Source organism: Paenibacillus sp. D51F (genome assembly GCF_053345695.1).
Window position 1 is genome coordinate 285,984 of the sequence record NZ_JBKFAO010000003.1, and the last position, 24,639, is coordinate 310,622.

The 24,639-nt window shown below is 57.0% G+C and carries 23 protein-coding genes and 3 pseudogenes; 19 read left to right on the forward strand and 7 right to left on the reverse strand.

Annotation, left to right across the window (positions count from 1 at the left end; all coding sequences use genetic code 11):
• The first annotated feature begins 204 nt into the window (after positions 1-204).
• The 3 genes from ACLBWT_RS07855 (at position 205) to ACLBWT_RS07865 (ending at position 5,083) form a co-directional block, all read left to right on the forward strand.
• Positions 205-1,155, forward strand: a complete 951-nt coding sequence (locus ACLBWT_RS07855; protein WP_447662511.1) for an NAD(P)/FAD-dependent oxidoreductase — start codon at positions 205-207, stop codon at positions 1,153-1,155.
• 1,164 nt (positions 1,156-2,319) lie between these two features.
• Positions 2,320-3,759, forward strand: coding sequence for a GIY-YIG nuclease family protein (locus tag ACLBWT_RS07860; RefSeq protein WP_447662512.1), 1,440 nt, complete (start codon positions 2,320-2,322; stop codon positions 3,757-3,759).
• A 451-nt stretch (positions 3,760-4,210) separates the two neighbouring features.
• Positions 4,211-5,083 carry an SDR family oxidoreductase gene (locus ACLBWT_RS07865; RefSeq protein WP_447662513.1) on the forward strand — a complete coding sequence of 291 codons (873 nt, stop codon included), beginning with the start codon at positions 4,211-4,213 and terminating at the stop codon, positions 5,081-5,083.
• Between the two features lie 178 nt (positions 5,084-5,261).
• Here the strand turns inward: ACLBWT_RS07865 and ACLBWT_RS07870 are convergent, their stop codons facing one another.
• Together ACLBWT_RS07870 and ACLBWT_RS07875 are read right to left on the reverse strand one after the other, a co-directional pair.
• Positions 5,262-6,086: an alpha/beta fold hydrolase gene (locus ACLBWT_RS07870; protein WP_447662514.1), complete on the reverse strand. Its 825-nt coding sequence runs from the start codon at positions 6,084-6,086 to the stop codon at positions 5,262-5,264.
• Between the two features lie 252 nt (positions 6,087-6,338).
• Positions 6,339-6,539 (reverse strand): annotated as a pseudogene (locus ACLBWT_RS07875) (alcohol dehydrogenase catalytic domain-containing protein); the annotation flags it as partial.
• 152 nt (positions 6,540-6,691) lie between these two features.
• On the opposite strand from ACLBWT_RS07875, the gene ACLBWT_RS07880 reads away from it, so the two are divergent.
• From ACLBWT_RS07880 to ACLBWT_RS07925, 10 genes and pseudogenes are all read left to right on the forward strand, one after another.
• Positions 6,692-7,309: a TVP38/TMEM64 family protein gene (locus ACLBWT_RS07880; RefSeq protein ID WP_447662515.1), complete on the forward strand. Its 618-nt coding sequence runs from the start codon at positions 6,692-6,694 to the stop codon at positions 7,307-7,309.
• 134 nt (positions 7,310-7,443) lie between these two features.
• Positions 7,444-8,151, forward strand: coding sequence for a TrkA C-terminal domain-containing protein (locus tag ACLBWT_RS07885; protein WP_447662516.1), 708 nt, complete (start codon positions 7,444-7,446; stop codon positions 8,149-8,151).
• Between the two features lie 30 nt (positions 8,152-8,181).
• Positions 8,182-8,349 (forward strand): annotated as a pseudogene (locus tag ACLBWT_RS07890) (DUF4385 family protein); the annotation flags it as partial.
• A 34-nt stretch (positions 8,350-8,383) separates the two neighbouring features.
• A complete protein-coding gene (locus ACLBWT_RS07895) occupies positions 8,384-8,707 on the forward strand; it encodes a thioredoxin family protein (protein ID WP_447662517.1) in 324 nt (107 codons plus the stop codon).
• A gap of 235 nt (positions 8,708-8,942) precedes the next feature.
• Positions 8,943-9,671, forward strand: coding sequence for an amino acid ABC transporter ATP-binding protein (locus ACLBWT_RS07900; protein ID WP_447662518.1), 729 nt, complete (start codon positions 8,943-8,945; stop codon positions 9,669-9,671).
• 28 nt (positions 9,672-9,699) lie between these two features.
• Entirely contained in the window at positions 9,700-10,557 is an 858-nt protein-coding gene (locus ACLBWT_RS07905; protein ID WP_447662519.1) for a transporter substrate-binding domain-containing protein, read from the forward strand.
• Positions 10,558-10,561: 4 nt separating this feature from the next.
• The gene (locus ACLBWT_RS07910) at positions 10,562-11,215 is read left to right on the forward strand and encodes an amino acid ABC transporter permease (protein ID WP_076358822.1); all 654 of its coding nucleotides are present in this window, start codon (positions 10,562-10,564) and stop codon (positions 11,213-11,215) included.
• Positions 11,216-11,233: 18 nt separating this feature from the next.
• A pseudogene (locus tag ACLBWT_RS07915) lies at positions 11,234-11,872 on the forward strand (amino acid ABC transporter permease); the annotation flags it as partial.
• 172 nt (positions 11,873-12,044) lie between these two features.
• Positions 12,045-12,806, forward strand: coding sequence for a sulfite exporter TauE/SafE family protein (locus tag ACLBWT_RS07920; protein ID WP_447662520.1), 762 nt, complete (start codon positions 12,045-12,047; stop codon positions 12,804-12,806).
• 25 nt (positions 12,807-12,831) lie between these two features.
• Positions 12,832-13,629: an alpha/beta hydrolase gene (locus tag ACLBWT_RS07925; protein ID WP_447662521.1), complete on the forward strand. Its 798-nt coding sequence runs from the start codon at positions 12,832-12,834 to the stop codon at positions 13,627-13,629.
• Between the two features lie 200 nt (positions 13,630-13,829).
• Here ACLBWT_RS07925 and ACLBWT_RS07930 read toward each other — a convergent pair whose 3' ends face one another.
• The 4 genes from ACLBWT_RS07930 to ACLBWT_RS07945 all read right to left on the reverse strand — a co-directional run bounded on the left by ACLBWT_RS07930 (position 13,830) and on the right by ACLBWT_RS07945 (position 17,219).
• Complete coding sequence (locus tag ACLBWT_RS07930) at positions 13,830-14,318, reverse strand: C40 family peptidase (protein ID WP_447662522.1); 489 nt, start codon at positions 14,316-14,318, stop codon at positions 13,830-13,832.
• A 264-nt stretch (positions 14,319-14,582) separates the two neighbouring features.
• On the reverse strand, positions 14,583-15,623 hold the full coding sequence (locus tag ACLBWT_RS07935) for an ABC transporter ATP-binding protein (protein WP_447662523.1): 1,041 nt from the start codon (positions 15,621-15,623) through the stop codon (positions 14,583-14,585).
• Positions 15,624-15,639: 16 nt separating this feature from the next.
• Positions 15,640-16,449, reverse strand: a complete 810-nt coding sequence (locus tag ACLBWT_RS07940) for an ABC transporter permease (protein ID WP_447662524.1) — start codon at positions 16,447-16,449, stop codon at positions 15,640-15,642.
• Complete coding sequence (locus tag ACLBWT_RS07945; protein WP_447662525.1) at positions 16,446-17,219, reverse strand: ABC transporter permease; 774 nt, start codon at positions 17,217-17,219, stop codon at positions 16,446-16,448. The genes ACLBWT_RS07940 and ACLBWT_RS07945 overlap by 4 nt, the downstream gene beginning before the upstream one ends.
• A 171-nt stretch (positions 17,220-17,390) precedes the next feature.
• On the opposite strand from ACLBWT_RS07945, the gene ACLBWT_RS07950 reads away from it, so the two are divergent.
• Positions 17,391-18,254, forward strand: coding sequence for a DUF421 domain-containing protein (locus tag ACLBWT_RS07950; RefSeq protein WP_447662526.1), 864 nt, complete (start codon positions 17,391-17,393; stop codon positions 18,252-18,254).
• A 38-nt stretch (positions 18,255-18,292) separates the two neighbouring features.
• Here ACLBWT_RS07950 and ACLBWT_RS07955 read toward each other — a convergent pair whose 3' ends face one another.
• Positions 18,293-19,108 (reverse strand): YhcN/YlaJ family sporulation lipoprotein, encoded by an 816-nt coding sequence (locus tag ACLBWT_RS07955; protein WP_447662527.1) that lies wholly within the window; start codon positions 19,106-19,108, stop codon positions 18,293-18,295.
• A gap of 456 nt (positions 19,109-19,564) precedes the next feature.
• Here ACLBWT_RS07955 and coxB point away from each other — a divergent pair, with 456 nt between their 5' ends.
• The 5 genes from coxB to ctaG all read left to right on the forward strand — a co-directional run bounded on the left by coxB (position 19,565) and on the right by ctaG (position 24,611).
• The gene (coxB, locus tag ACLBWT_RS07960; RefSeq protein WP_076358831.1) at positions 19,565-20,605 is read left to right on the forward strand and encodes a cytochrome c oxidase subunit II; all 1,041 of its coding nucleotides are present in this window, start codon (positions 19,565-19,567) and stop codon (positions 20,603-20,605) included.
• A 34-nt stretch (positions 20,606-20,639) separates the two neighbouring features.
• On the forward strand, positions 20,640-22,529 hold the full coding sequence (gene ctaD / locus ACLBWT_RS07965) for a cytochrome c oxidase subunit I (RefSeq protein WP_447662528.1): 1,890 nt from the start codon (positions 20,640-20,642) through the stop codon (positions 22,527-22,529).
• Positions 22,526-23,146 carry a cytochrome (ubi)quinol oxidase subunit III gene (locus tag ACLBWT_RS07970; RefSeq protein ID WP_021878464.1) on the forward strand — a complete coding sequence of 207 codons (621 nt, stop codon included), beginning with the start codon at positions 22,526-22,528 and terminating at the stop codon, positions 23,144-23,146. The genes ctaD and ACLBWT_RS07970 overlap by 4 nt, the downstream gene beginning before the upstream one ends.
• A gap of 3 nt (positions 23,147-23,149) precedes the next feature.
• Positions 23,150-23,467 (forward strand): cytochrome C oxidase subunit IV family protein, encoded by a 318-nt coding sequence (locus ACLBWT_RS07975; RefSeq protein WP_447662529.1) that lies wholly within the window; start codon positions 23,150-23,152, stop codon positions 23,465-23,467.
• A 238-nt stretch (positions 23,468-23,705) separates the two neighbouring features.
• Positions 23,706-24,611, forward strand: a complete 906-nt coding sequence (gene ctaG / locus ACLBWT_RS07980; protein WP_447662530.1) for a cytochrome c oxidase assembly factor CtaG — start codon at positions 23,706-23,708, stop codon at positions 24,609-24,611.
• Positions 24,612-24,639 lie beyond the last annotated feature (28 nt).

The window sequence follows — 24,639 nt, forward strand, 5'->3', positions numbered from 1 at the left end:
ATTCGGTTCAAAATTCTTAATCCGGTTGCTTGCGGTGTTCTCCGATCGTTTCCGTCATCTTCCATTCTACTCCTCCCCCTCTCGGAATCCAACCCTCAAAGGCAAGTTGGGTGAGGGGCTGATTCCGTGTATGCCGATTAGCTTCAGTTGAGTGTCGGTAATAATAGCAGGAAGAAGCTACGCCGGAAGGAGACAAAAAAAGCGATGCTATACGATGTCGTCATAGTCGGGGGCGGACTTGCGGGACTGAGCGCGGCGGTTCAGCTGGGCCGCTACAACCATAAGGTGCTGGTCATCGATTCCGATGACGGAAGATCGAACTTCTGCCTTCGCTACCAGAATCTGATCGGCTGGAAGAACGGGGTAAGCGGTCCGGAGCTGCGCAAGGCGGGCAAGGAGCAGGCCGAGAAGGTCGGTGTCCGGTTCGTCAAGGGAACAGCAGTAACCGCGAAGGCGGACGGAGAGGAAGAGTTCGTCATCGAGACGGATGCCGGAGAGCGGTACGAGGGACGGAGGCTGCTGCTGGCGACAGGCGTCATGGACAGGCTGCCGCCGCTCGAGGGACTCGTTCCGTGTCTCGGCATCAGCATCTACGTCTGCCCTGATTGCGACGGCTACGAGCTGTCGGGCCGGAGGGCGATCGTCATGGGTTCAGGCAATCCGGGAGCGCATATGGCGGATATCCTGACTTATTGGACGCAGGATCTGGTCTATGTGAACCATGAGCAAAAGGAAGTCTCTCCCGATCTCATGAACAAGCTCCGGCAAAAGGGCGTCGAAATCATGGAGGAGCCGATCCGCCGCCTGATCATCCGGGATGAGCAGCTGCAGGGAATCGTGCTGGAGTCGGGCAAGGAAATCGAGGGCGGCAAGGCATTCGTCGCCTTCGGCGGCAACGAGGTGCGTTCCGGACTGGCGGCGCAGCTCGGCGTCACGCTGCACGGCAACCGCCATATCGAAGCGGATCCGCGCACCAAGATGACGAATGTCCGCCATGTGTGGGCTGCAGGCGACGTGCTTGCGCATTCGGAACAGGCTTCCATCGCCATGGGAGACGGCTGCCAGGCGGCGATCTGGATTCACAAGAGCCTGATCGAGAAGGATGGGAGCACGGCGCTGAGACCTTTGGAGGCGGCGGCTGAGCAGGGTATGTAGGAGGAAGGATTGCTGCGGCATTGGATGCAGGCTTTGGCTGCATATACCAGCAGCGGCGGGCAACCCGTTTGTTTCAGACAGGGCTGACGAATGGCAGGAAGCTTCGCTTCCGGCGGTCCGGCAGCCCTGTTTGTGTCCGCGAGAGGGCTCTAGGCGAAGAAGCTGCCTATTAGCTGGTTGATGGGGGATGATGGGAGACAGGATAGGATGATGGGAGACATATTGGAACATTGGCTGCCTATCAAAGGATCCGATGGGGCATATCATCCGTTATCTGTAGAGTTTATTTGGATGGGATCCAATAGACAACCTTTCGGAACCACGTCCATTCGCTTGTTATCGGACATACGATCCGTTATTTTTGAGCCGAAAGGACAGCTGTTTGCTTGTTATCGGACATACGATCCGTTATTTGAGACGAAAGACGTCCAATCGCTCGTTATCGGACATACGATCCGTTATTTTCCTGTTTTAAGGTCTTTAGAGGTCTGTTTTTAGGAAATAGCGGAACTGATGTCCGATAAATTTGAAAAACACGTGTTTAAGGCCAAATAACGGATCTGATGTCCGATAAAGGCCAGAACGGCATTTAGACTGCCCATAAATGGAGCGGGCTGTCCGACAATCCGAGAGGACATGGTTGCGGAGCCCGATTGCCGAACGCGATGTCCGGACATGCGAGAAAACGCAAGTTAGCGTGCCGATAGCCGATCCAGGTTCGTTCGGATGGCCGATAGTACTCCTGACGATTCGGTATCGGCCAATTGACGGGTTGAATGTCTAAATGCGGCGGTTTTTCCGGTCGAGCCGCCCACCGCGATCCAGCCTTTCGCCGAGCGAGACTTTCCAGCTTTCCAACCGTTTGCTGCGACCGCCGCAAAGGGCTGCGCAAATCCGGACGATACCGAGGAGGCACCAAACCAGTTCGTACGAGGCGCCCTCGTTTCTTTCTATGATGGCACTAGGAGCATTGCGAATCACGGAAAAACTCCTTTCTCCATATATCCGTTGTGGTGACAGTGTATCAAATCGGCCTGTGCCAATCCACTTTTTTACAGTTTAATGACGGAATGGCTCATGATCTTCCTTTTTCCGTATGCCGGCGTTAAAATGAGGCTCTAGAACAAATGTTTGGAGCCGCCGAACAACGGAGGAGGACAGGCGATGCCGTTCCAGTTCAAGGCCGGGGATTATCCCGACAAGCCCGGCTGCTACCTGATGCGCGACGCATCGGGCCGTCTGCTGTATGTCGGCAAGTCCAAGAAGCTGAGGAGCCGTCTGCGTTCCTATTTTCATACAAATCATAAACGCAAGCGGCTGAGAGAGCTCGTCGGCCTCATCGATTCCATCGAAGTGCTGCTCGTCAACAACGAAACCGAGAGCCTGCTGCTGGAAAACAACTTGATCAAGATCCATAAGCCGCCCTACAATCGAGCGCTGAAAAAGGACAACAGCGGCTACGCCTACCTGATGCTGACCGCCGAAAGGATTCCGAGGCTGGACGTTTACTATCGCGACCGCCGCGAGCAGGGGGGCGCAGCCTCTTCCGCCGAGGCAGCTGGTCAAGCATACCTTTCCTTGCAGCCGAAAGATCTGAATGCTTCAAACACCTCGAATCCCTTGAACGCCTCAAAGGAGCTGAATATCTCGAACGATTCGAACGCCTCGAATGGTTCGAACATCTCGAATGGTTCGAGTGCTTCAAATGTCTCTGATGCCTCGAATGGTGCGAGTGCTATAAATGTCTCTGGGGCCTCGAACGGTTCGAATGTCTCCAACGCTTCAGATTTGCCGAACGCCTCGAACGAGCCGAACGCTTCAAACGCAACAAGAAGCGGGTGGAACCATTCAGCTTCAACAGCCTCGGCTGCAGGCAAGAACAGCCCGATGAATGCCGGACTGGAGCCGAAGCGCTTCGGGCCGTTCGCGAGCGCCCGCTTCCGCAACGAGTTGTTGGAGTTCGTCGCCGACCACTACAAGCTGCGTTCCTGCACCAAGCTGCCCAAGCGGGCCTGCCTGCTCTACCACATCGGCAAATGCAGCGGAATCTGCGAAGGGCATATCAGCGAGGAGGAGTACGGCGAGAAGGTCAAGCAGGTGTCCGATCTGCTGTTCAGCGGCAGCAAGGAGGCGCTGATTGCTCAGATGTACCGTCAGATGGGCGAATATGCCGAGCAGCTGAAGTTCGAGAAAGCGCAGAATATGCTGGGCCATATCCGCAACCTCGAGAAAACGCCGGACAAGCAGATCGTCGACCGCGAGACGAATGTGAACCAGGAGGTTCTCTACTTCGGCGAGGAAGGCGTCATGATCGCCAAGGTGCAGGAAGGCATGCTCCGAGACCTGCAGCTGCACGAGCTGGAGCGAGGATACGGCGAGGCGGCCTGCGACCGTTTCCTGATCCATCGCTATCGGCACAATACCAAGCCGGACGAGCTCATCGTCAATGTCGTGTCCGATCCGGGAGCGGTGCGGAGGGCGCTGCGCATGCCCGGAGAAGGCCGGGCCCGCCCGCTTCTCATTACGCAGCCCAAGCGCGGATTGAAGCATGCGCTGCTGCAGCTGTGCAAGGAGAATTACGACTACCGCAAGGGGGGCGGCTGACAGCCGGACATTGGAACTTGCTTCCGGACGTTAAGCTTGCCTCCGGATATTAGGCTCGCCTTCGGGTATTAAGCTTGCCTCCGGATATTAAGCTCGCCTTCGGGTATCAAGCTCGCCTTCGGGTATCAAGTTGCCTTCTGATACTAAGCTTGCCTTCGGGTATTAAGCTTGCCTTCGGATAGTAAGCTTGCCTTCGGGTATCAAGCTTGCCTTCTGATACTATCCGATACTAAGCTTGCCACCGGATATTAATCTTGCCTTCGGATAGTAACCCTGATGCCGGATTGTATAGCTTGCCTCCTGGATAATGAAGCTTGCTTCTCCTCCGGCGTGGGTAATAGGACATAGCTTGAACGCAGATGCGAAGATTCGAAGCCTGCGGCGAGCGGAGACAGATCCGCATCGCACGGACTTGACCGGATTCAGGCTATTCAGGAGAGGAGACGCAGCCATGCAGCAGCCGTTGATGCTCGTTACCGGAGCGAACTCCGGCATGGGTCTGGCTACGACCGTAGAGCTTGCCCGATCGGGCGCTAAGGTCGTCATGCTTTGCCGCGACGCTCGGCGAGGAGCGGAGGCGAGGGAGGAAGCCATCCGCCGCAGCGGATCGAGCGATATCATGCTGATGACGGCCGATCTAGGTTCCCTCGACAGCATTTCCCGGTTCACCGAAGATTTCCGTGCCCGCTACTCCCGGCTTGACGTGCTCGTGAACAATGCCGGGGTTGTCACCGTGAAGCGGGAGACGACGGAGGACGGGTTCGAGCGGATGATCGGCGTGAACCATCTGGGGCATTTTGCGCTCGTCCACGGATTGATGGAACCGCTCCTTGCAGCGGGTAACTCTCGGATCGTAATCGTCTCCTCCGGCGCCCATAAGGCGGGCAGCATTCATTTTCCCGACCCGCATCTTACGAAGGGATTCAATGTCGTCAAGGGGTATGCCCAGTCCAAGCTCGCAAACCTGCTGTTCACGCTGGAGCTGAGGAAACGCTGCTGTGATCGAGGGATTCACGTGCATGCCCTCCATCCGGGGGCAGTCTCGACCAGCCTTGGCGTCAGCCGCGACACGGGCTTCGGCCAGGCAGTCTACAAGCTGCTGACCCCGTTCTTCCAGACGGCTGAGGCAGGCGCTTCTACGGCTATCTACCTGGCGTTGTCGGAAGAGGGTGGAGAGGAAGGGAGCTTGTATTATATCAAAAGCAAGCCGGCCGAGCCTTCCCGCAAGGCTTTGGACGAAGAAATGGCCGCGCGGCTCTGGCAGTGGAGCCAGCAGCAGACTGGCTTGATCTGGAGCGAGCCGCCGGCGGCCGTGCTCCGCTGAGCTGCGGGACGTCGGTCGGATTGTCCGACGGCTTAGGTCCAAATAGACAAAAAGGCAGCCGGAACTTCCGGCTGCCTTTTCCTTGTATGGCCGAGCGACGCCGCTCCTTCACGGTTCTCCAACCTTCACGGTTCTCCAACCTTCACGGTTCTGCAACCTTCACGGTTCTCCAACCTTCTCATGCATGCGGCCGGACTGCCGCCAGGAAATCCTCCAGCCTTTGCTGGAACAACTCCGCCTCGTCGAACAGCAGGCCGTGCCCGCTCTTTTCGAATCGATAGGCTGTCGCTCCGGGCAGAGCAGCCGCGAGCTGCTCGGAAGCGGCTAGCGGGACAATGCGGTCGTGCACGCCGTAAAAGACGGCGGAAGGCAGCCCTGCAAGCCTCTTCAGCTCGCCGCTCAAATCTTCGGCCAGCGCCGCCTCGGCCCCCGAGACGGTTCCGGCAAGCGAAGCTTCCAGCCCGAGCGAAGCGAACCAGCTCATGAATTCAGGACTGTGGTAGCGGTAAAACATCTGTTTGGCATAACCGGTCACCATGGCCGGCCGGTCTGCCTTGGCTTTGTCGATCAAATCCTTCGTTTGAGCCGCCTGCAAGCCATGAGGCCATTCTGCGCTCTTGGCAAGAGAGACGGCGGCGGAGACAAGAGCGAGTCCGGCCAGCTTCTGCTTGCCGTGGCGGACCGCGTACCGGATCGCGGCCCCTCCTCCGGTGGAGAAGCCGGCCAGCAGAAATCGTCCAAGACGGAGCGACTGCCCGATATCGTCCAAATCGTCAGCGGTCTGGTCATGGGAATAGCCGTTCCAGGCGGCGTCCGAACGGCCGAAGCCTCTCAGATCCGGTGCGATGCAGCGATAACCGAGAGCGGGCAGCCGCGCCAGCTGGGTATCGAAGATCCGATGGTTCAGAGGCCATCCGTGCACCAGCAGCAAGGGAACGCCTTCGGAGGGGCCGGAGACATGGACATAGAGGGCGGTGCCGTCCCGGGTTTCGATATAAGGCATGCTGGACCTCCTTTGGACCAAATAAGACTGGACTAAAAGGATATGTCCGCATTCTCTTTCTTATGAAAACGTTCTGTCCCTTTCCTGCATCCGGAGGGGCTTCTATTCGAATGCAGGGCATGCGATTAAACTGAGAATGGACAGAGAATGGACAATGAGAGTGTGATGAGAAAAGGCACCTATGACCCCTGATCAGGAAGCAGAAATCATCCGTGAAGAGAAATTCGAGATCATAACGTCGGCAAGCGGGACCTCCACGATGCCCATCGGTTCGTGGCCGATGACGTAATCGTCGTACATTCCCTTGATCTCGCCGTTGAAGATGTGCAGGTCCGAGCCGCATATGGCTGTTGTCTTGATCCGGACGAGCACGTCGTCCTTCTTCTGAAGCTTGGCATCTCTGACTTCCTTGACCTCGACATTGCGTCTTCCCTGGTAAGTCAGTGCTTTCATGCGCATGCGCTCCTTTGATCGCTTTAATCAAACAGCTCTTGCAGGACGGATTGATGGTGCGGCAGCTGTCATCGGCGCATAATATCGCCCCTTTATTTGAGTTTCTAGCCGCACTGTATGTAGAATGAAACCATAAGGAGGCGGGAGTCTGGATGAACAAACTCAAATGGCTGTCGGCCGCCGGATATGCCGCCGTTCTGGCTGCCGTCTATTTCTATCATCAGCCGATTATCGCCTGGATGAAGGATGGGAACGCCCCGGCGGCGCTGATGGCCCTGGCGGCGGCAGGCTTCGCTTTTTTTCCGATCATTCCTTACGGAATCGTCATCGGCGCGCTCGGCTATATGTACGGTCCTCTCGCGGGAGGGCTCATCAGCCTGTTCGGGGCATGGACAGCGGCTCTGCTGATGTTCGGGGCGCTCCGTTATTTCTTCCAGGACAAGGGACGCCAGTGGCTTGGCAAGGTCAGGCAGCTGGACGGCTTCGTGCGCATGACGGAGCGCCATCCCTTCTTGTCCATCCTGATCGCCAGGATGATTCCGGTCATTCCGCAGTATGCGGTCAACGCTTACGCCGCGGTCGCGGGAATTCCGTTTGCGCTATATGCTGCGGCTTCGGCGCTGGGCAAGGTGCCGGCGATGCTTATCTATGCTTACGCCGGCCAAAGCCTTGCCACTCATCCTTCCCGCATCTTCGCTCTGGCAGTCTTGTATATCGCTTTTCTCGGGCTGGTCCTGATCGCCTACAGGCGTCTGGCGTCGCGTTCGTGAGAAAGGATGAATGAGACGTTGCCTTCGCGGGTAGAAGAAAGGTGAAGGGAACGATGCGGGCGGCTGTTCCGGGGGAACCGTAAGCTGCCGGCAAACCGGATCGATACGCGCTCCCTGACAAGGGAACAGGAAAGGTGCCGACATCCATGGGCTATGCCTTTATCGCGCTATATTTGCTGATCATCCTGATCGTGCTCCGTCTAAGCACGATCCTGCTCGTCATGACCGGCATGGAGCCGAGCCAGTCCAGCTTCCAGGCTGCGTCCATGCTGACAGGAGCCGGCTTCACGACGTCCGAATCGGAGCTCGTCCTGCGCCACCCTGTCCGCCGCAGGATCGGTCTGGCGCTCATATTATTCGGCGCCTTCTCCCTCGCGGTGCTGGTGTCTGTCATCAGCAGCCTCATCTCCGAGAACAGCCACATTTCCGTGCTGGCGGCTGTGGCGGCCGTGCTCGCCTGTGCCTGGTTTCTGCTGAGAGTGCCTGCGGCCAACCGCCGAGTCGCCCACTGGATCGCGAGCCGGGTTCCGTCCCATACGGAAGCAGCTCCGGTGCCGGTAGAGGAGCTGGCGGACGACCAGCATCAGGAGGACGTCATGGGCGTCCAGATCGCGGCGGATTCGCCTTGGCTCGGCTTGACCTTGAGGCAAGTGCTGCCCGAGGGAGAGGAAATCGTGCCTCTGGCCATCAAGCGCGACGGCCGCAAGATCCGCAAGGCCCGCTGGGAGACGCCGATCGAAGCCGGCGACTTCGTGCTGTTGTATGGCGAGGAGGAAGCGATCCAAGCTTCTTATCGGGCGATCTCGGCATCCGAGGGCGCCATCAAGGAGGAAGGCGGATGACCGCGAAGAAAGGTAGGAAATTCGACTACGGAATATAAGGATAAAGCTGAATTTCCCGGCATGGACATGGCACGCAAATTTCTGAAGATGGGCTATGCGAGAGCTGTGTTCAAGGATGCTTGGGATTCAGCCAAGAAAGACCTGGATTATATTCGGATGAAGCAGAAGCATATAATCAATCACGAGCAGGAAGGTTAGGCTTCCTGTCCCAAAGAAAGGCAGGAAAGAACGGATGGCTTTGACGGAAATGAACGAAAACACCTTCCTCGCGCTTGGGCGCATCCACCGCAGGGAGGCTCTTTTCTTTTCGACCCCCTTATGCGGAACATGCCGGGTAGCGGAGAGGCTGCTGGAAGCTGCCGCTTCCATCGGCGGCACGGTGCCGGTGAGCAAAATCAATATCAACTTCGCTCCGAAACTGCGCGAGAAGTGGCAGATCCGAAGCGTGCCCGCGCTTGTCATCCTGGAGAACGGCCAGCCGGTCGAGACGGTCTATGCGATGCAGTCGGCGGCAGCGCTATTTATGAGGCTGCAAAAACCGGATATAGAGGCTTGATGGAAGAACATGATTCTAAAGAGCTGGAATGTATCTTATTCATGGGAAAGTATCTTTCATGAGTAAGAATTCATTTTATATTGCAATCGCTTCCTCTGACATGAGGAAGAAATTTTCTGCTTTTAGTTCAAAAGGAGCGGATTATAAGTTATGATAGTTAACATATTCTTGTTGGAAAAAGGATAACGGCAGGATGGATCTCTTACTTTTCATTTCATCGGAACGGAGGTATGCCATGATTTCTTTCCGGCAGGTCAACAAGCACTTCGGGAATTTTCATGTCCTTCAGGACATCAGCCTCGATATCGCCGAAGGCGAGGTCGTCGTCATCATCGGGCCTTCCGGATCGGGCAAAAGCACGCTTCTGCGCTGCATCAACCGGCTGGAGGACATCTCGGACGGATTGCTTGAGGTGGACGGCGCGGCCGTTCATGACAAAGGGACGGACATCAACGCTCTCCGCCGCCGCATCGGCATGGTTTTCCAGCATTTCAACCTGTATCCGCATCTCAAGGTCATCGACAATATTACGCTCGCTCCGGTGAATGCCGGAGGCGTAAGCAAGGAAGAAGCGCGCAAGACCGCCAAGATGTATCTCGAAAAGGTCGGCATACCGGACAAAGCGGATTCGTACCCGTCCGAGCTGTCGGGCGGCCAGCAGCAGCGGGTTGCCATTGCCAGAGGCCTTGCCATGAAGCCCAAGATCATGCTGTTCGACGAGCCGACCTCGGCGCTTGACCCCGAGGTCATCGGAGAGGTGCTCAGCGTCATGAAGCTGCTCGCCAAGGAAGGCATGACGATGGTCGTCGTCACCCATGAGATGGGCTTTGCCCGCGAAGTGGCGGACCGGGTCGTGTTCATGGACGGCGGACGGATCGTCGAGGAAGCGAAGCCGGCGGACTTCTTCGAACGTCCGCAGCAGCCTCGCGCCCGCGATTTCCTGAGCCGGGTCATCAATCATTAAACCAGACAAAGAAAAGGGGAAACGGACAATGAAGAAAAACAAGCTTTGGGGCGCAGGCGCGTCTCTGCTGCTGGCAGTTGCCCTCGTGGTTTCCGGATGCGGAGCTAAGAACGACAATAACGGAGACGGCTCCGCAAGCAACGGCTCGGCAGGCGGTACGGAAGCAACGGGCGTCATCAAGGATATCAAGGACCGCGGCAAGCTCATCGTGGGCGTCAAATACGACACGAAGCTGTTCGGCCTCAAGGATACGGCTTCCGGCAACGTCGAAGGCTTCGACATCGACATCTCCAAGGCGATCGCCAAGAAGATCTTCGGCGACGAGAGCAAGATCGAGCTCAAGGAAGTGACGAGCAAGACCCGCATCCAGATGCTCGACAACGGCGACATCGACCTCATCGTGGCGACGATGACGATCACCGACGAGCGCAAGAAGCAGGTCGACTTCTCCGACGTGTACTTCAAAGCAGGCCAGTCGCTGCTCGTCAAGCAAGGCAGCCCGATCACCGGACTGAAGGACGTCACGAAGGACACCAAGGTCCTTGGCGTCAAAGGCGCGACTTCGATCAAGAACATCGAAGACAAGGTCCCTGGCTTGCGCGTGCTGCAGTTCGAGAATTACCAGGAAGCTTTCACCGCTCTGAAGGCGGGCAAAGGCGATACGCTCACGACCGACAACGCCATTCTGTACGGCATGGCCAAGCAAGATCCAGGCTACACGGTCGTAGGCGGCACGTTCACGGATGAGCCTTACGGCATCGCCGCCAAGAAAGGCAACGCCGATCTGGTCACCCTCGTCAATGAAACGCTGAAAGAAATGAAGGACAGCGGCGAATACGCCACCATCTATGAAAAATGGATAGGCGAGAAGCCTCCGACGGAGTAGGCCTATGCTGGACTTCTCGGTACTGACCAACAACATGGACGATTACCTCGAAGGGTTCAAGTATACGATCTATGCCAGCCTGCTCGGGCTGGCAGGCAGTTTCGTGCTTGGCACGCTGATCGCCGTGTTCCGCATTTCTCCCTTCGCGGCGCTTCGGGGCTTCGGCACGGCATATGTGGAATTCTTCCGCAATATTCCGCTGCTTCTGGTCGTTTATCTGTTCTATCTGGGATTGCCTACGGCGGGAATTCAGCTGGACGGCTTCCAGGCAGGTACGCTCGGATTGACGATTTATACGTCTTCCTTCATCGCAGAAGCCATTCGCGCGGGCATTCAATCCGTTCCTGCAGGACAGATGGAGGCTGCACGCTCGTCTGGCTTGACCTACCTCCAAGCTATGAGGCATGTCATCCTTCCCCAGGCGGTGCGGATCGTCATTCCGCCAATCAGCAATCAGTTTCTGAACCTGGTGAAAAACTCGTCTATTCTAGGAGTCGTAGCGGGTTTGGACCTGATGTATTTCGCGGATCAAGTCAATCTCAACACTTTTCTACCGGTAGAGACTTATCTATTCACGGGTGCTTTCTACCTCATTCTGACCTTCCCGCTGGCTTATGCGACGCGCGTTCTGGAGCGCAAGCTGGCGCGAGCCGGTTAAATAAGGGGAGGACGCCACATGAACTTTGCAGGAGCACTTGCTCCCCATAATCTCAAATTTCTGCTGGAAGGTTTCTTGCTTACGCTTGAAGTGGCGGCGATTTCCATCGTTCTGAGCTTTGTTCTGGGCGTACTTCTCGGCATTCTGCGTTATGCAAAAATCCGTATCGTTTCTCCGCTTACGGGTATTGTCGTGGAAACGATCCGCAACCTTCCGCTTATCCTGCTCATTTTCTTCACCAAATTCGCGCTGCCGGAATTTGGCATCAAGCTGTCTATTTTCTGGGCGGCTGTTGTTGCCCTCTCCATTTTCGAAGCGGCCATGATCAGCGAGATCGTGCGAAGCGGTCTCAAGTCAGTGAACAAGGGGCTCGTCGAGGCGGCGCGATCCTCGGGTTTGAACTACATTCAAACCCTTCGTCTCGTCGTTCTTCCGATCGGCCTGCGGCGGATGGTTCCGCCGCTCGTAAGCCAGTTCATTTCCTTGCTCAAGGATACATCGCTTGCCGTCATCATTACGCTGCCGGAGCTTATGCATAATGTAGCGATCGTATCCGGCCAGGATCCTAAGCAGGTATTCCCTGTTCTCATCTTCGCCGCCCTTCTCTACTTCCTCGTCAACTACGGCCTTTCCCTGCTTTCCAAGCGATTGGAAGTCAACGAGGGAGCGCGCCGCAAGGCGACCGGCAAGAAGGCAGGGCCGGGAGCGGGAACCAAAGCAGCTGCAGAAGCCTAGATCATCCCGACGGGGCATGGACATCCATGCCCCGTTCGCTTTACAATGGACTCACTTGCCGTCCATATTACTGCAATCGGGGTTGAAGACATCCATGACATGGGACTTATTCGCTTTAGTGGCGGCCGGGGGGTTTCTGGCCGCCTTTGTCGATTCTGTCGTCGGAGGCGGAGGCCTCGTCTCCGTGCCCGTCCTGCTGACGGCCGGGCTGCCGCCGCATCTGGCGCTCGGGACGAACAAGCTCGCCGGCACGATGGGCTCGCTTACGAGCACGCTTGCGTTCATGCGCTCCGGCAAGGTGGAGATGAGTGTCGTCAAGCGGTTGTTCCCGCTGACGCTCATCGGCTCAGCATGCGGCACGCTGCTCTTGCAAGCGGTGCCATCGGCCTGGCTGAAGCCGCTTGTCGTCGTGCTGCTGCTGGCCATCACCGTCTACACGCTGCTCAAGCGCAGCTGGGGCGGCGAGGGCGCCTACCGCGGCAGCCTGACGCGCCGAGCGGTTCTGCTGCTTGCTGCCGCAGCCCTGCTGATCGGGGGTTACGATGGCTTTTTCGGACCCGGAACGGGATCGTTCCTCATCTTCGTCTTCCTGATGGCAGGCTTTGATTTCGTCCGAGCGGCGGGTAATGCCAAGGTGCTCAACTTCGGCAGCAACATCGCCAGCCTCATTACGTTCGCATGCCTCGGAAGCATCGATTGGAGAATCGGCCTTACGATGGGCGTCTTCATGGTCGCCGGCTCGCTAGCCGGATCCCGGCTTGCTATTCGTCAAGGCGCCAAGTACGTCCGGCCGCTGTTCATTGCCGTCAGCTCGCTATTGATCCTCAAGCAGATCTGGGATCTCGCATCCCGCTAATCTATCGATGAAGGGAAGTCTTTCGATGGCTCTTATCCAATGCGACTTTTTCTCCGATGTTCTCGGCTTGTCCTGTTCCATGAACGTAATCCTGCCGCAGCAGACGACCCGTCAGATCGGGATGGAAGGAAAGGCGGGAGAAGGAGGGCGCTACCCGGTGCTGTATCTTCTCCATGGCATGTCGGATGACCACTCCATCTGGCTGAGGCGCACATCCATTGAGCGGTATGCGGCTGGCCTCGGCCTTGCCGTCGTCATGCCGGCGGTGCAGCGCGGCTTCTACGCGGACATGCATCGTGGGGGACGGTATTGGACGTTCGTGAGCGGGGAGCTGCCGGAGCTCGTCTCCCAGTTTTTCCCGATCTCCAGCAAGCGGGAAGACAGCTTTGCGGCCGGCCTTTCCATGGGCGGATACGGGGCGATGAAGCTAGGCCTTGCGCTTCCGGACCGCTTCGCGGCCGTGGCCAGCTTGTCAGGCGCGATGGATGTTCGCCGCCGGTACGATCAGGGCGTGGCATCGCGTCAGGAGATCGAAAATATTTTCGGTCCGGAGGAGCAGCATCCCGGAAGCATCAACGACCTGTTCCACTTGGCGGAGCAGACGGCGGCGCTCCCGGCGGAGCAGCGGCCGATGCTGTATCAATGCTGCGGAACCGAGGACTTCTTATATGAAGAGAACGTCGAGTTCAAGGAGCATGCTCTTCGTCTCGGCCTGCCGCTTCTTTATGAGGAAGGACCGGGCGAGCATGAATGGGGATATTGGGATGTGGCGATCCAGCGCGTGCTGGCGTGGCTCCCGCTCAAGGACGAAGCGCGCTCGTAGGAGCGCGTTTTTTTACGGAGCAAGCCGGCTTCCACGGATTTCCTGCAACCGTACAGCTTGAGGATGCGTCAAAGGTGATATAGAGGAAGACAGCCGGCAGACCGCTTCTGGGCGCTTCGTGATCCCGCTGCATTATCTCCGGGCAGACGAAAAAAGCTCCCCGAAGGGAGCTGATCGATCCGGCAGCAGCCGAGCTTGTCCTAGAGGACGCGGCGAGCCGTGTTGTAGTGGTTCTTCCACCAGCCGGAGTTGATGGTGCTGGTCGTGACGCCCGGCTTGCCGTACGTGTGAACGATTTTGCCGCCGCCGATGTACATGCCGACATGCGTTACAGGGGAGTAGAAGAAGACGAGATCCCCGGGCTTGAGGTTGCTTTTGGAGACGTATTTGCCTACCTTGGATTGCGCTTTGGACGTACGGGGAAGCGTAACGCCTACTTTCTTGTAAGCATACTTCATCAAGCTGGAGCAGTCGAAGTACTTGGTCGTGCTGGTCGAAGCGCCGAACTTGTAAGGAGTTCCCATCTGCGCTTTGGCGGCATTGATGACGGTTGTGGCTTTCGAGGAAGCCGATGCGGTTGCCGCCTCTGCTTTCGGTGCCGACAGGAGGGCGCCTCCGGAAATGGCGATGCTAAGTGCAAGCGCAGCAGCTGCGATTTTTTTTGTAAGTTGGCTGAAGGTGAATGTCATGATGTATGATTCCTCTCTTCTTGTGGAAGTATTGGAGCGGCTGATCAATTCCGCATAAACACCATAACACAGCTGAAAGCTGCCAACCCTTTCCTCTGAGACCTAAGAACTAGATTTCATGCGGCTTTCCCCTCTTTTGTGAGAAAAAGATGAGAAACCTCTCATATCGGCTTATGCCTGCTTTCAGCTGGTTTTAAGCCCGAAAAGGCGCCAAGCAGACCGGTTTTCGGTCTGCTTGGCGCCTTTTCTTCATTTCCTTTCGCGCTAGTACAGCTTATGGACGACATCCTCGAATTCCGGTTCCCTCATCCGGATATCCTCCAGCTCGCCGTATTTTTCAAGCTCCCGAAGCACCTGGACGCTGCTTGACGTCTCCAGATCGCATTCAAGGACGAGCGTGCGGTCTTCAAGGGATTTCAAGCGAATGCCGGCAGCGGCTGGGGAAGGCGGCTCGGGACGGGAAAGCCCGCCTGCCGCCTCAGGGGCGCTTTCTCCCAGGCTTCGAAGCTGCTCGGCCGCTGCAGCGGCGCTGTCCGCCTGCCGGAAGGTAACCTCCATGACGGCGGGCAGCCCGATGCGGGCCCGCAGCTGCGCGATGCCGCCGTCATAGTCGAGCTTGCCTTCGCTGATGACGAGCACCCGGCTGCACAGCTGCTCGATATCGTCCATATCATGCGTCGTAAGCAGGATGGTCGTCCGCATCCTCTCATTAATATCGCGCAGGAGAGAACGGATATCCCGCTTGGATGCGGCATCCAGGCCGATCGTCGGTTCATCCAGAATGAGAATGGACGGCTCATGCAGCATCGCCGCCGCCAGATCGCCTCTCATCCGCTGGCCGAGCGACAGCTTGCGGACCGGCGTGTCCATGAAATCCGACAGGCGCAGCAAGTTCTCAAGCTCTTCGATCCGATTTTTTTTCCGCTCCGGGGTCAAGCCGTACATAGCTGCCAGGATATCGTAAGAATCGCGCAGCGGCAAGTCCCACCACAGCTGTGTACGCTGCCCGAACAGCACGCCGAGCGTGCGCGCGGCTTCCTTGCGCTTGCGGTGAGGATTGATTCCCCCCAGCATGACTTCACCTTGGGTGGGATGCAGAATTCCCGAAAGCATTTTGATGGTCGTGGATTTGCCGGCTCCGTTCGGGCCGATGAATCCGGCGAATTCTCCTTCGGAAATCGAGAAGCTGATATCCGATACGGCCTGCTTCGGTATGGACCGCCGGCGGAACAAGCCGCGCCGCTTGCCCGATGCTTCCGGATCCGGCACCCGGAATTCCTTGGTGAGTCCAATCGCTTCAATCATTTTCATTCTCCTTTCGTCACGAGCCGGTGCTTTGATAGCGCGACAGGCCGAATTTCCACAGCTGGAGGGACAAGAGGAGCATCGCTGCCGCTACGCCGACGCTGAGTCCGAGCGTCCAGGCGCCATGGGTGCCGCGGATGATGTAGAGAGCGGGCATATAATTAATGAAGGCGACCGGAATAAGGCCGGTAAGCAGCCCTTGCAGCCAGCCGGGATAAATGGTGAGCGGATATTGGGCGGCGGTTCGCGCGGCGTCTTCGGTCAGCACCTGTAAAGCTTCGATCCGGGTCAGCCAGAATCCGGCTGAGGCCGTGAGCAGCCCGATGCCGAACATCAGGACGGCTCCTGCCGTCATAGCGACAAGCGTCAGCGGGATTGCAGTCCAGATGCCGGACCTGCCTTCGAAGATCGCTCCGAGCGAGATGGCGAGCATGGAGACGCCGAGCAGCGTCTCGCCGAATCTCGGCGAGAAGTTCTGGGCCATCAGGATGAGGAGGACGGGAGCCGGACGCAGCAGCAGCCCGTCGAGATCGCCGCTGACGAGATACTTCTCGAGGTGATGGACATCCGAGGCGAAGCTGCGGTACAGCGCCTTGGACAAAGTGAGCACGGCGTACAAATACCCGGATTCCGCGATGCTCCATCCCTCGATCGTGCCGAAGCGGTTCAGCACGACGGCAAGAAGGGCGAACTCTACCGCATTGATCATGGCGGCTGCGGCAATGCCGACCCAGAAGTTGAATGAATACTGCATCCGGCTCCGGAAGCTGGAACGGATCAGAAGGCGGTACATGGTCGCGAATCGGTTCCATTCGGCTCGGTTCATCCGCCCTGCACCTCCACCTTGCGCCTCATGAAGCTGGTGACAGCCAGACAGACGAGGGTGAGCACAATGCACCAGACCAGCGACGGACAGATCGCGGCAATGCCGTCATAGCCGAGATAAATCCGGCTTGGTATGTAGCTGAGGCTCGGGTAGAAGGACCAGCGGCTGATCCATCCCATCCAGCCGGGCAGCCATTCGATCGGGATCAGGAAGCCGGACAGAAGAGTGGAGAAAGCGTAGTTCAGCCACTGGAACCAAGCTGATTCCGTTGTCCAGAGCGCGGCTGCGCCGATGAGATAATGGACGCAGATGGAGAGGTAGGCCGCGCAGACGACGGCAGCCGCGGAGGCAGCGGCGGCAGGCAGGGCAGGGAGTCGGAGCGGAACGGCGAACAGGTAGACGATGTAGATCGGCAAGCTTTTGTAGATAGCCTGGTAAGCAAGCTGTCCCCATTCCCTGCACATGAGCTGGTAGAACAAGTGCACCGGCCTGACGAGCTCGGTGGCGATCGCTCCGGTACGTACGAGCTGCGGAATTCCGAGGCCGTTGGAGGTGAAGGACGTCACCCATAAGAGGCATTGGTTAAGGGCGACGTAGGACACAAGCCCGGAGAGCCCGTAGATTCCGAGATCCTTGGTCTCGCCGATCCCGGTCCATATCGACAGATAGATGAAGCCGAACAAGGCGCTGGCAACGTTGTGAAGCAGATGGGATGCGCGGTATTGCAGGTTGCGGTTGAAGCTGGCGCGCGACAGCGCATAGAAAAGCATGAGGCACCTCGATCCTTCAGATATTGGGATATCTTCCAAATAAGGTGAAATGCGTAAGAGAGCGGAAGAACATCATATAACACCGCATGCTTTCGGTGCAATCCTTTTTTGACGCATTTTTCCGTATTCTCTGGACAACCTAGGAAAGATACGGAAAGGAGGAGTCCAACAATGCCGCAATGGCTGGAAATCGTGCTGCGCACGCTCAGCTCGGTGGCGGTCATGTTTATCGTAACGAAGCTGCTCGGCAAACGCCAAATCTCCCAGCTATCGTTGTTCGAGTACATAACCGGCATATCCATCGGCAATATCGCCGGTTATATCTCCATGGACACCGATACGACATGGTATCTGGGGTTTGTAGCGATCGGTACGTGGTCGATTATGTCGATCGCCATGGAATATGCCACCATGAAGAGCCGGGCTCTCGGCGGTTTTGTCGACGGAAAAGGAACCGTGCTTATCAAGAACGGTTCTATTCTCGAGAAGAACTTATACAAGGAAAGACTGACGATCGACGAGCTTCTCGAACAGCTGCGAAAAAAGAGCGTATTCAAGGTTTCCGAGATCGAATTTGCCGTCATGGAAAAGAGCGGGGAGATCAACGTGCTGCTCAAAAAGGAAAACCAGCCGCTGACGCCCTCCATGCTAGGCTGGAAAATGTCGAGGGAGCAGGAGACGAAAACCGTGATGATGGACGGTCGTGTGCTGCAGGATCAGCTGAAAGAGACAGGGTTGGATGAGGATTGGCTGCGCCATGAGCTGGCCAAGCTCAAGGTGAAGCCGGAAAACGTGTTCCTGGCGCAGGTCGACGCCCAGAAGCAGCTGACGGTGCAAACGGGTTCTCTGGATGGCTCCCTCGAACCGAACAGCCTTACGCCGAGACAGCAGCTGCTCGCAACGCTCCAGCAGGCCAAGGCGGATCTGGATCAGTTCGGCCACTTCGCCCGCACCGACGAAGAAAGGGAGGCCCTTCTGTCCGGATCGCGCCAGCTGGATCAAGTCATCCGCCTCGCGCAGCCGGAGCTGAAGTGACGCTCCCCGTACATTGGTTCTATTTATATAGAAGCTTGTCAGCGATTCTGGCTGGCGCCGCCCGCGTCGCCAGGATTGCCGAAGCTTCCGGTCTCCGGATCGGAGCCGCTGTATTTGCCGATGATCGCCTTCCCGCCGTTTTTGTCGGCCTTCTGCTTGATGATCTGCAGAGGAACGGGCATTTCGTTGCCGCCGGCAAAATGCTTCTGCACCAAAATGTTGAACGGCTTCACATAAGGGCTTAGATCGTTGCCGGCCCAGGATTCGCGGGAGTACTCGACGAACTGGTTCACCAGATCGCGATTGGCCGTAATGTGGACCTCCTGAACCGCGGGTGCAAGCTTGCGGACACGCACGGCGATCGTCTGCTTCAGCTTGCTCGAGAGCTCGTTGTGGTCGTTGACGGAGAAATACGAATTGTATGGTGTGACAAGCTGACGGTTGTCCCATTTGTCGCTGCCGGTCTGATGGTTGTAGACGCCCTCCATCCAGCCGCCGTTGTTCTGTTCGCGGATGACCTTGCTGCCGCTGCGGACTGCATGGGTTGCCGTTCCGTCGAGCACGATGCCCACATAGGCGTTCTTGTCGGTCAGCATGACGATGGCTTGCCCGATTCCGTTGAGCCGGGTAACGTCGCGCGAGAGCTGCGAGCTGTATTCGAAGAAGCGGTTCTGGTGCTGGGTGGAGTCGGTGCCGAGCGTTCCGTACATCCGGCTTCCTTGCATTTTGGGATCGTTCTTCTGGCGCGTGCCGTAATTCTGGTCGCTGTTCTGGACATGCTGCTTGTAGCTGCAGCCGCCGAGCAGCAAGGATAAGATCAGGGCGGAAGCAAGTACCCGTGATGGCTGTCTCATGAAGTGGGCCTCCCCTTTCGTTTGTGGCGAGTGCCTTTAGGATTCGCCGCGGAGGGGTAAATATGCGGTCCCAAACCGATACATAATTGACCATGGGTTTGGTGGACAATAACAAGGAAGACAGGGGTGCAATCCATGAATTGGAAGCCTTTTTCGGCGTCCGAAGCTCTTTTTGACAGCTTTGAGAACAATTTGTGAACTCTCTGTGGAACATTGACAATTAGGGGCTTCAACTTTATATTTAATAAAGTAATTGACATGCAGGAGTTGCCATTTTTACAGCTGTGCATGAAGCATTTGCCTCAAGACGTACATAAGGAAGAGAAAGCGTTTCACCGGATGAATCCGGATGGTTTTCCAACTCCTACAATCGTTCCGTAAACGGATGATCGCCTTCCGGCGGTTCTCCGTTTTTGCTTGGGCAAATGCCGAAAACGTCAAAAGTGGGGTTGATGAATGATGAAACGGTGGCATCTTGCACGACGTCTCCTGCCGTTGCTCGCAGGAATGGCTCTGTTCCTATCGGCATGCGGACGAGCCGACTTGTCCACGCTGAGGCCGCAAGGTCCAGTGGCGCTCGAACAATTCAATCTGATGAAGCTCACCATCACGATCATGGTGCTCGTTATCGTGGTTGTTTTCGCACTATCCTTCTATGTAATCGTTAAATTCCGCCGTCGTCCCGGAGACAACAAGGTTCCGGTACAAGTGGAAGGCAACCACAAGCTCGAGATCATCTGGACCGTCATTCCGATCGTTCTCCTTCTGATTCTTGGCGTCCCTACGGTCCAGTCGGTATTCGGCCTGGCCAAGGACTATTCCAAGGACGACAACGCCGTACAGGTCATCGTGACCGGCCATCAATACTGGTGGGAGTTCGAATACCCTCAGTACGGCATCAAGACCGCTCAGGAACTGATGATTCCGACTGGCAAGACGATCTCCATCTCCGCCAAATCCGCGGACGTCATCCACTCGTTCTGGATTCCATCGCTTGCCGGCAAGATCGATACGAACCCGGGAAGCAACGTCAATAAAATGTACTTCAGCTCCAAGCATGACGGAGTGTACCTCGGCAAATGCGCCGAGCTGTGCGGACCTTCCCATGCTCTCATGGACTTCAAGGTGAAGTCCGTCAGCAACGATTCCTTCGACCGCTGGGTAGCGGGAATGAAGGAGCCCGGACAGCTGCCGGCCGATGCGGCCATCAGCGACGTGTTCCAGAAGCAATGCCTCACCTGCCACGCGGTAGGCGACAAAGGCCTGCAGCTGTATCCGAACCTGACCAACATCGGCGACCGTGAGACGATCGGCGGCATCCTGGTCAACACGGACGATCCGAAGTATAAAAACGAAGGCTCGACTTACGACAACCTGAAACGGTGGATCTCCGATCCGCAAGCGGTTAAGCCGGGCAACTCCATGCCGAAGGTTGACCTGACAAAGGAACAGATCGACGGCATTGCCAAGTATCTGTCCGAATACAAGCAGAAGTAGCATTCACCTATCGGTATTGAAGGGGGTACCAGCCTTGGCTCACGCACATCCGGTCAAGCGCCATACCGGTCTCATGGACTGGCTGACGACTGTGGACCACAAAAAAATCGGCATTCTGTATTTGATTGCCGGCGGATTCTTCTTCCTGATCGGCGGCCTCGAGGCGCTGCTGATCCGGGTTCAGCTTTGGAAGCCGCTCAACAACTTCGTCGGCGCGGACACGTACAACGAGCTGCTGACGATGCACGGCACGACGATGATCTTCCTCGCGGCGATGCCCGTCATCTTCGCGCTCATGAACGCTATCGTGCCGCTGCAGATCGGCGCGCGCGACGTCGCCTTCCCGTTCGTCAACTCCCTCGGCTTCTGGACGTTCTTCTTCGGCGGTCTGCTGCTCAACATCAGCTGGCTGGCCGGCACGGTTCCGGATGCGGGGTGGACATCCTACGTCCCTCTCGCAAGCCCTACGTATAATGTAGACAAAGGCGTCGACTTCTACGTTCTCGGCCTCCAGATCGCCGGTATCGGCACTCTGGTCGGGGGCATCAACTTCCTGGTCACGATCATCAACATGCGCGCTCCGGGCATGAGCTTCATGAGGATGCCGATGTTCACCTGGACGGCATTCATCACCTCAGCCCTGATCCTGTTCGCCTTCCCGGCCCTTACCGTCGGCCTGGTCGCGCTTATGTTCGACCGGCTGTTCGAAGCCAACTTCTTCGAAGTGGCGGGCGGCGGCAACACCGTCCTATGGGAGCATATCTTCTGGATCTTCGGTCACCCGGAGGTTTACATCCTGATTCTCCCGGCTTTCGGGGTCATATCCGAAGTCATCAGCACCTTCTCGCGCAAGCGGCTGTTCGGGTACAGCTCGATGGTATTCGCCACCGTTCTGATCGGCTTCCTCGGCTTCATGGTATGGGCCCACCATATGTTCACGGTCGGCCTGGGACCGGTAGCGAATGCGCTGTTCTCCATCGCAACGATGCTGATCGCGGTTCCGACCGGAATCAAGATCTTCAACTGGATCTTCACGATGTGGGGCGGCTCGATCCGCTTCACCTCCGCCAACCTGTTCGCCGTCGGCTTCGTTCCGACGTTCGTCATGGGCGGCGTGACCGGCGTCATGCTGGCCGCGGCTCCGGCCGACTTCCAGTATCATGACAGCTACTTCGTCGTTGCCCACTTCCATTACGTCATCGTAGGCGGCCTCGTGCTCGGCCTGTTCGCCGGCCTGCACTACTGGTGGCCGAAGATGTTCGGCCGCGCGCTGAACGAGTTCATCGGCAAGCTGACGTTCTGGACCTTCTTCATCGGCTTCCATCTGACGTTCTTCGTCCAGCATTTCCTCGGCCTCATGGGCATGCCGCGCCGGATCTGGACGTATCTGGACGGGTTGGGCTTCAACACGATGAACCTGATCAGTACGATCGGCGCCTTCCTGATGGGCCTCGGTACGATCTTCTTCATCATCAACATCATCGTCACGGCTGCCAAGCCGAAAAATGCAGGCAACGATCCGTGGGAAGACGGCCGCACGCTGGAATGGTCGATTCCGTCCCCGGCTCCTGAATACAACTTCGCCCAGACTCCGCTCGTCCGCGGATACGACGCTCTGTGGAAAGAGAAGATGGACGGCAACGAGGGCATGTCGCCTGCGGAGCCGATCGGCCCGATCCACATGCCGAGCCCATCGATCCTTCCGTTCCTGATGTCCGTCGGCCTGTTCATCGCCGGCTTCGGATTCCTGTACGCGAAGAACGACTGGAACAATGCATTTGTCTCCAACGTCTTCGGCAACCATATCGTCGCTGGCCTAGGCCTCGCGATCACGCTGGGATGCATGGTCGTCCGCTCGCTCAAGGACGATCACGGCTTCCACATCGAGCCGGAAGAAATTACGGGCAAGGGGGTTAAGGCATGAGCGCACATTCGCATCTAGACGGCAAGCTGCCTCATGAACCGGAACGCGCGACCCTCGAAGGACGCAACAAGGTTCTCGGATTCTGGCTGTTCCTTGGAGGAGAGACGGTGCTGTTCGGCACCCTCTTCTCCGCCTTCCTGGCGCTTCGCGACCAGGTCGGCGACGGAAACCCGACTTCTCAAGAGCTGTTCAAGCTGGCTACGGTGGCGATTGCGACCGTTATCCTGCTGACATCCAGCTTGACGAGCGTGTTCGCCATCCAGGCGATGCACCGCGGCCAAGTGAAGGCAATGCAGAACTGGCTGATCGTAACCGTCGTGCTCGGCCTTGCCTTCCTCGGCCTCGAGGTCTACGAGTTCATCGAGTACACGCATGAAGGCCATCAGTTCAGCACCAGCGCCTTCAGCTCCTCCTTCTATACGCTGGTCGGCTTCCACGGAGCCCACGTCGCCCTCGGCGTCGTGTGGATCTCGCTGCTGATCGGCCAGGTTTACCGCAAGGGCCTGACGGTCGTCACCGCGCCGAAGGTATATGTCGCCGGCATGTACTGGCACTTTATCGACGTCGTTTGGGTATTCATCTTCACCGTCGTTTATTTGATGGGAAAGGTGGGATAACGAATGGCCAACCATACGACCCATTCCGAAGAGCCGGCCAAGCGCCACAAGCACGAAGGTCCCAAGAAGCATATCATTGCTTACATCTTCTCGATGCTGCTTACGCTCATTGCCTTCGCTACCGTTATCGGCGGCGAGATCAATACCTCCTTCATCTACATCCTGCTAATCATCATGGCGATCATGCAGGTCATCATCCAGATGGGCTTCTGGATGCATATGAAGGACCGGGGACATCTGTTCCCGATCGTAGGCATCCTTTCCGGCGTGTTCGTCGTGTTCACGATCGTCATCATGGCGGAATTCTGGACCTGGTGGTAAACCGGTTCATCTATACCAAAACGAAAGGGGAGAGTCTTAACCGACCTCCTCTTTTGTTGTTTTCAATGTCTTTAGACGAGTCTTGCCGTCCGGCGCCCGACTAGGAAGAAGTTCTCAATATTGCCTTTTGCTTTGACGTCCCCAATCAAGTAAGCTTAGCTTATCCGTGTCCGCTGCCATGCTGCTCATGGCCGGATGCAGCGGGCCGCAACGCGGCCGAAAGAAAGGAGACCGCTTCATGCTCGGACTTGAATATTTCAGCTTCCGCGCTCTCTGGAGTCCCTGGCTGCTGTTTCTGACGATCGCTTTGCTGATCGGATATTTCTATGTCATCGGCCCGTGGAGGCTGAAGCATTTCCCGGAAGAACGGCGGGCTACCCGATCGCAGCAGCTCATGGCCGTCTCGGGAATCGTGCTGCTGTACATAGCCCAGGGCGGACCGATGAATCTGCTTGGCCATCTCATGTTCACCTTTCATATGGCCAATATGTCCATTTCCTATCTGATCGCTCCGCCGCTCATCATTTTGGGCATTCCGGCTTACGTATGGAGATTCACCTTCGGCAAGGCTTTCTGGAAGCGGTACAGCGCGTCCATGAATCCGATCTTCACGCTGGTTCTGTTCAATGTGCTGTTCTCCTTCTATCACATTCCTGCGGCGCATGATTACATCATGACCAACTATTTGCTGCATGAGTTCTACTATTTTGTGCTGCTCGTCACAGCGATGATGATGTGGTGGCAGATCACCTGCCCGGTGCCGGAATGGAGCCGGCTCAACGGCTTGCGCAAGATGGCGTACGTATTCGCCAGCGGCGTGCTGCTGACTCCGGCCTGCGCGCTCATTATTTTCGCAGGCGAGCCGATGTATGCCGTCTACAACGATCCGAGCGTATGGGCGAAGGCGATGAATTACTGCGTCGCCGGCAACACCCAGCAGCTGCTCAACCAGTTCCAGGGGCCGGCTTTCTTCAATCTGATGGCTCCCGCAGAGGATCAGCAGCTGGGCGGCATTCTCATGAAGCTTGTTCAGGAAATTATGTACGGCTGCATTCTGGCTTATATTTTCTCGCAATGGTACCGTCAGGAAAATGCGGAGTCGGATGGCGATCTGCGCGGGACGGGACCGGCGGGAACGGTTTAAACCTCGCGATTGCTTCGCGGTTATTTTC

Bases quoted from the DNA above. Each gene is read 5' to 3' on its own strand.
- ctaG (WP_447662530.1), top strand. From the start codon at position 23,706: ATGCTCGGACTTGAATATTTCAGCTTCCGCGCTCTCTGGAGTCCCTGG.
- ACLBWT_RS07970 (WP_021878464.1), top strand. From the start codon at position 22,526: ATGAGCGCACATTCGCATCTAGACGGCAAGCTGCCTCATGAACCGGAA.
- ACLBWT_RS07925 (WP_447662521.1), top strand. From the start codon at position 12,832: ATGGCTCTTATCCAATGCGACTTTTTCTCCGATGTTCTCGGCTTGTCC.
- ACLBWT_RS07900 (WP_447662518.1), top strand. From the start codon at position 8,943: ATGATTTCTTTCCGGCAGGTCAACAAGCACTTCGGGAATTTTCATGTC.
- ACLBWT_RS07920 (WP_447662520.1), top strand. From the start codon at position 12,045: ATGACATGGGACTTATTCGCTTTAGTGGCGGCCGGGGGGTTTCTGGCC.
- ACLBWT_RS07895 (WP_447662517.1), top strand. From the start codon at position 8,384: ATGGCTTTGACGGAAATGAACGAAAACACCTTCCTCGCGCTTGGGCGC.
- ACLBWT_RS07870 (WP_447662514.1), bottom strand. From the start codon at position 6,086: ATGCCTTATATCGAAACCCGGGACGGCACCGCCCTCTATGTCCATGTC.
- ACLBWT_RS07910 (WP_076358822.1), top strand. From the start codon at position 10,562: ATGCTGGACTTCTCGGTACTGACCAACAACATGGACGATTACCTCGAA.
- ACLBWT_RS07855 (WP_447662511.1), top strand. From the start codon at position 205: ATGCTATACGATGTCGTCATAGTCGGGGGCGGACTTGCGGGACTGAGC.
- ACLBWT_RS07930 (WP_447662522.1), bottom strand. From the start codon at position 14,318: ATGACATTCACCTTCAGCCAACTTACAAAAAAAATCGCAGCTGCTGCG.
- ACLBWT_RS07940 (WP_447662524.1), bottom strand. From the start codon at position 16,449: ATGAACCGAGCCGAATGGAACCGATTCGCGACCATGTACCGCCTTCTG.
- ACLBWT_RS07975 (WP_447662529.1), top strand. From the start codon at position 23,150: ATGGCCAACCATACGACCCATTCCGAAGAGCCGGCCAAGCGCCACAAG.
- ACLBWT_RS07905 (WP_447662519.1), top strand. From the start codon at position 9,700: ATGAAGAAAAACAAGCTTTGGGGCGCAGGCGCGTCTCTGCTGCTGGCA.
- ACLBWT_RS07865 (WP_447662513.1), top strand. From the start codon at position 4,211: ATGCAGCAGCCGTTGATGCTCGTTACCGGAGCGAACTCCGGCATGGGT.
- ACLBWT_RS07945 (WP_447662525.1), bottom strand. From the start codon at position 17,219: ATGCTTTTCTATGCGCTGTCGCGCGCCAGCTTCAACCGCAACCTGCAA.
- ACLBWT_RS07955 (WP_447662527.1), bottom strand. From the start codon at position 19,108: ATGAGACAGCCATCACGGGTACTTGCTTCCGCCCTGATCTTATCCTTG.
- ACLBWT_RS07880 (WP_447662515.1), top strand. From the start codon at position 6,692: ATGAACAAACTCAAATGGCTGTCGGCCGCCGGATATGCCGCCGTTCTG.
- coxB (WP_076358831.1), top strand. From the start codon at position 19,565: ATGATGAAACGGTGGCATCTTGCACGACGTCTCCTGCCGTTGCTCGCA.
- ACLBWT_RS07860 (WP_447662512.1), top strand. From the start codon at position 2,320: ATGCCGTTCCAGTTCAAGGCCGGGGATTATCCCGACAAGCCCGGCTGC.
- ACLBWT_RS07950 (WP_447662526.1), top strand. From the start codon at position 17,391: ATGCCGCAATGGCTGGAAATCGTGCTGCGCACGCTCAGCTCGGTGGCG.
- ACLBWT_RS07935 (WP_447662523.1), bottom strand. From the start codon at position 15,623: ATGATTGAAGCGATTGGACTCACCAAGGAATTCCGGGTGCCGGATCCG.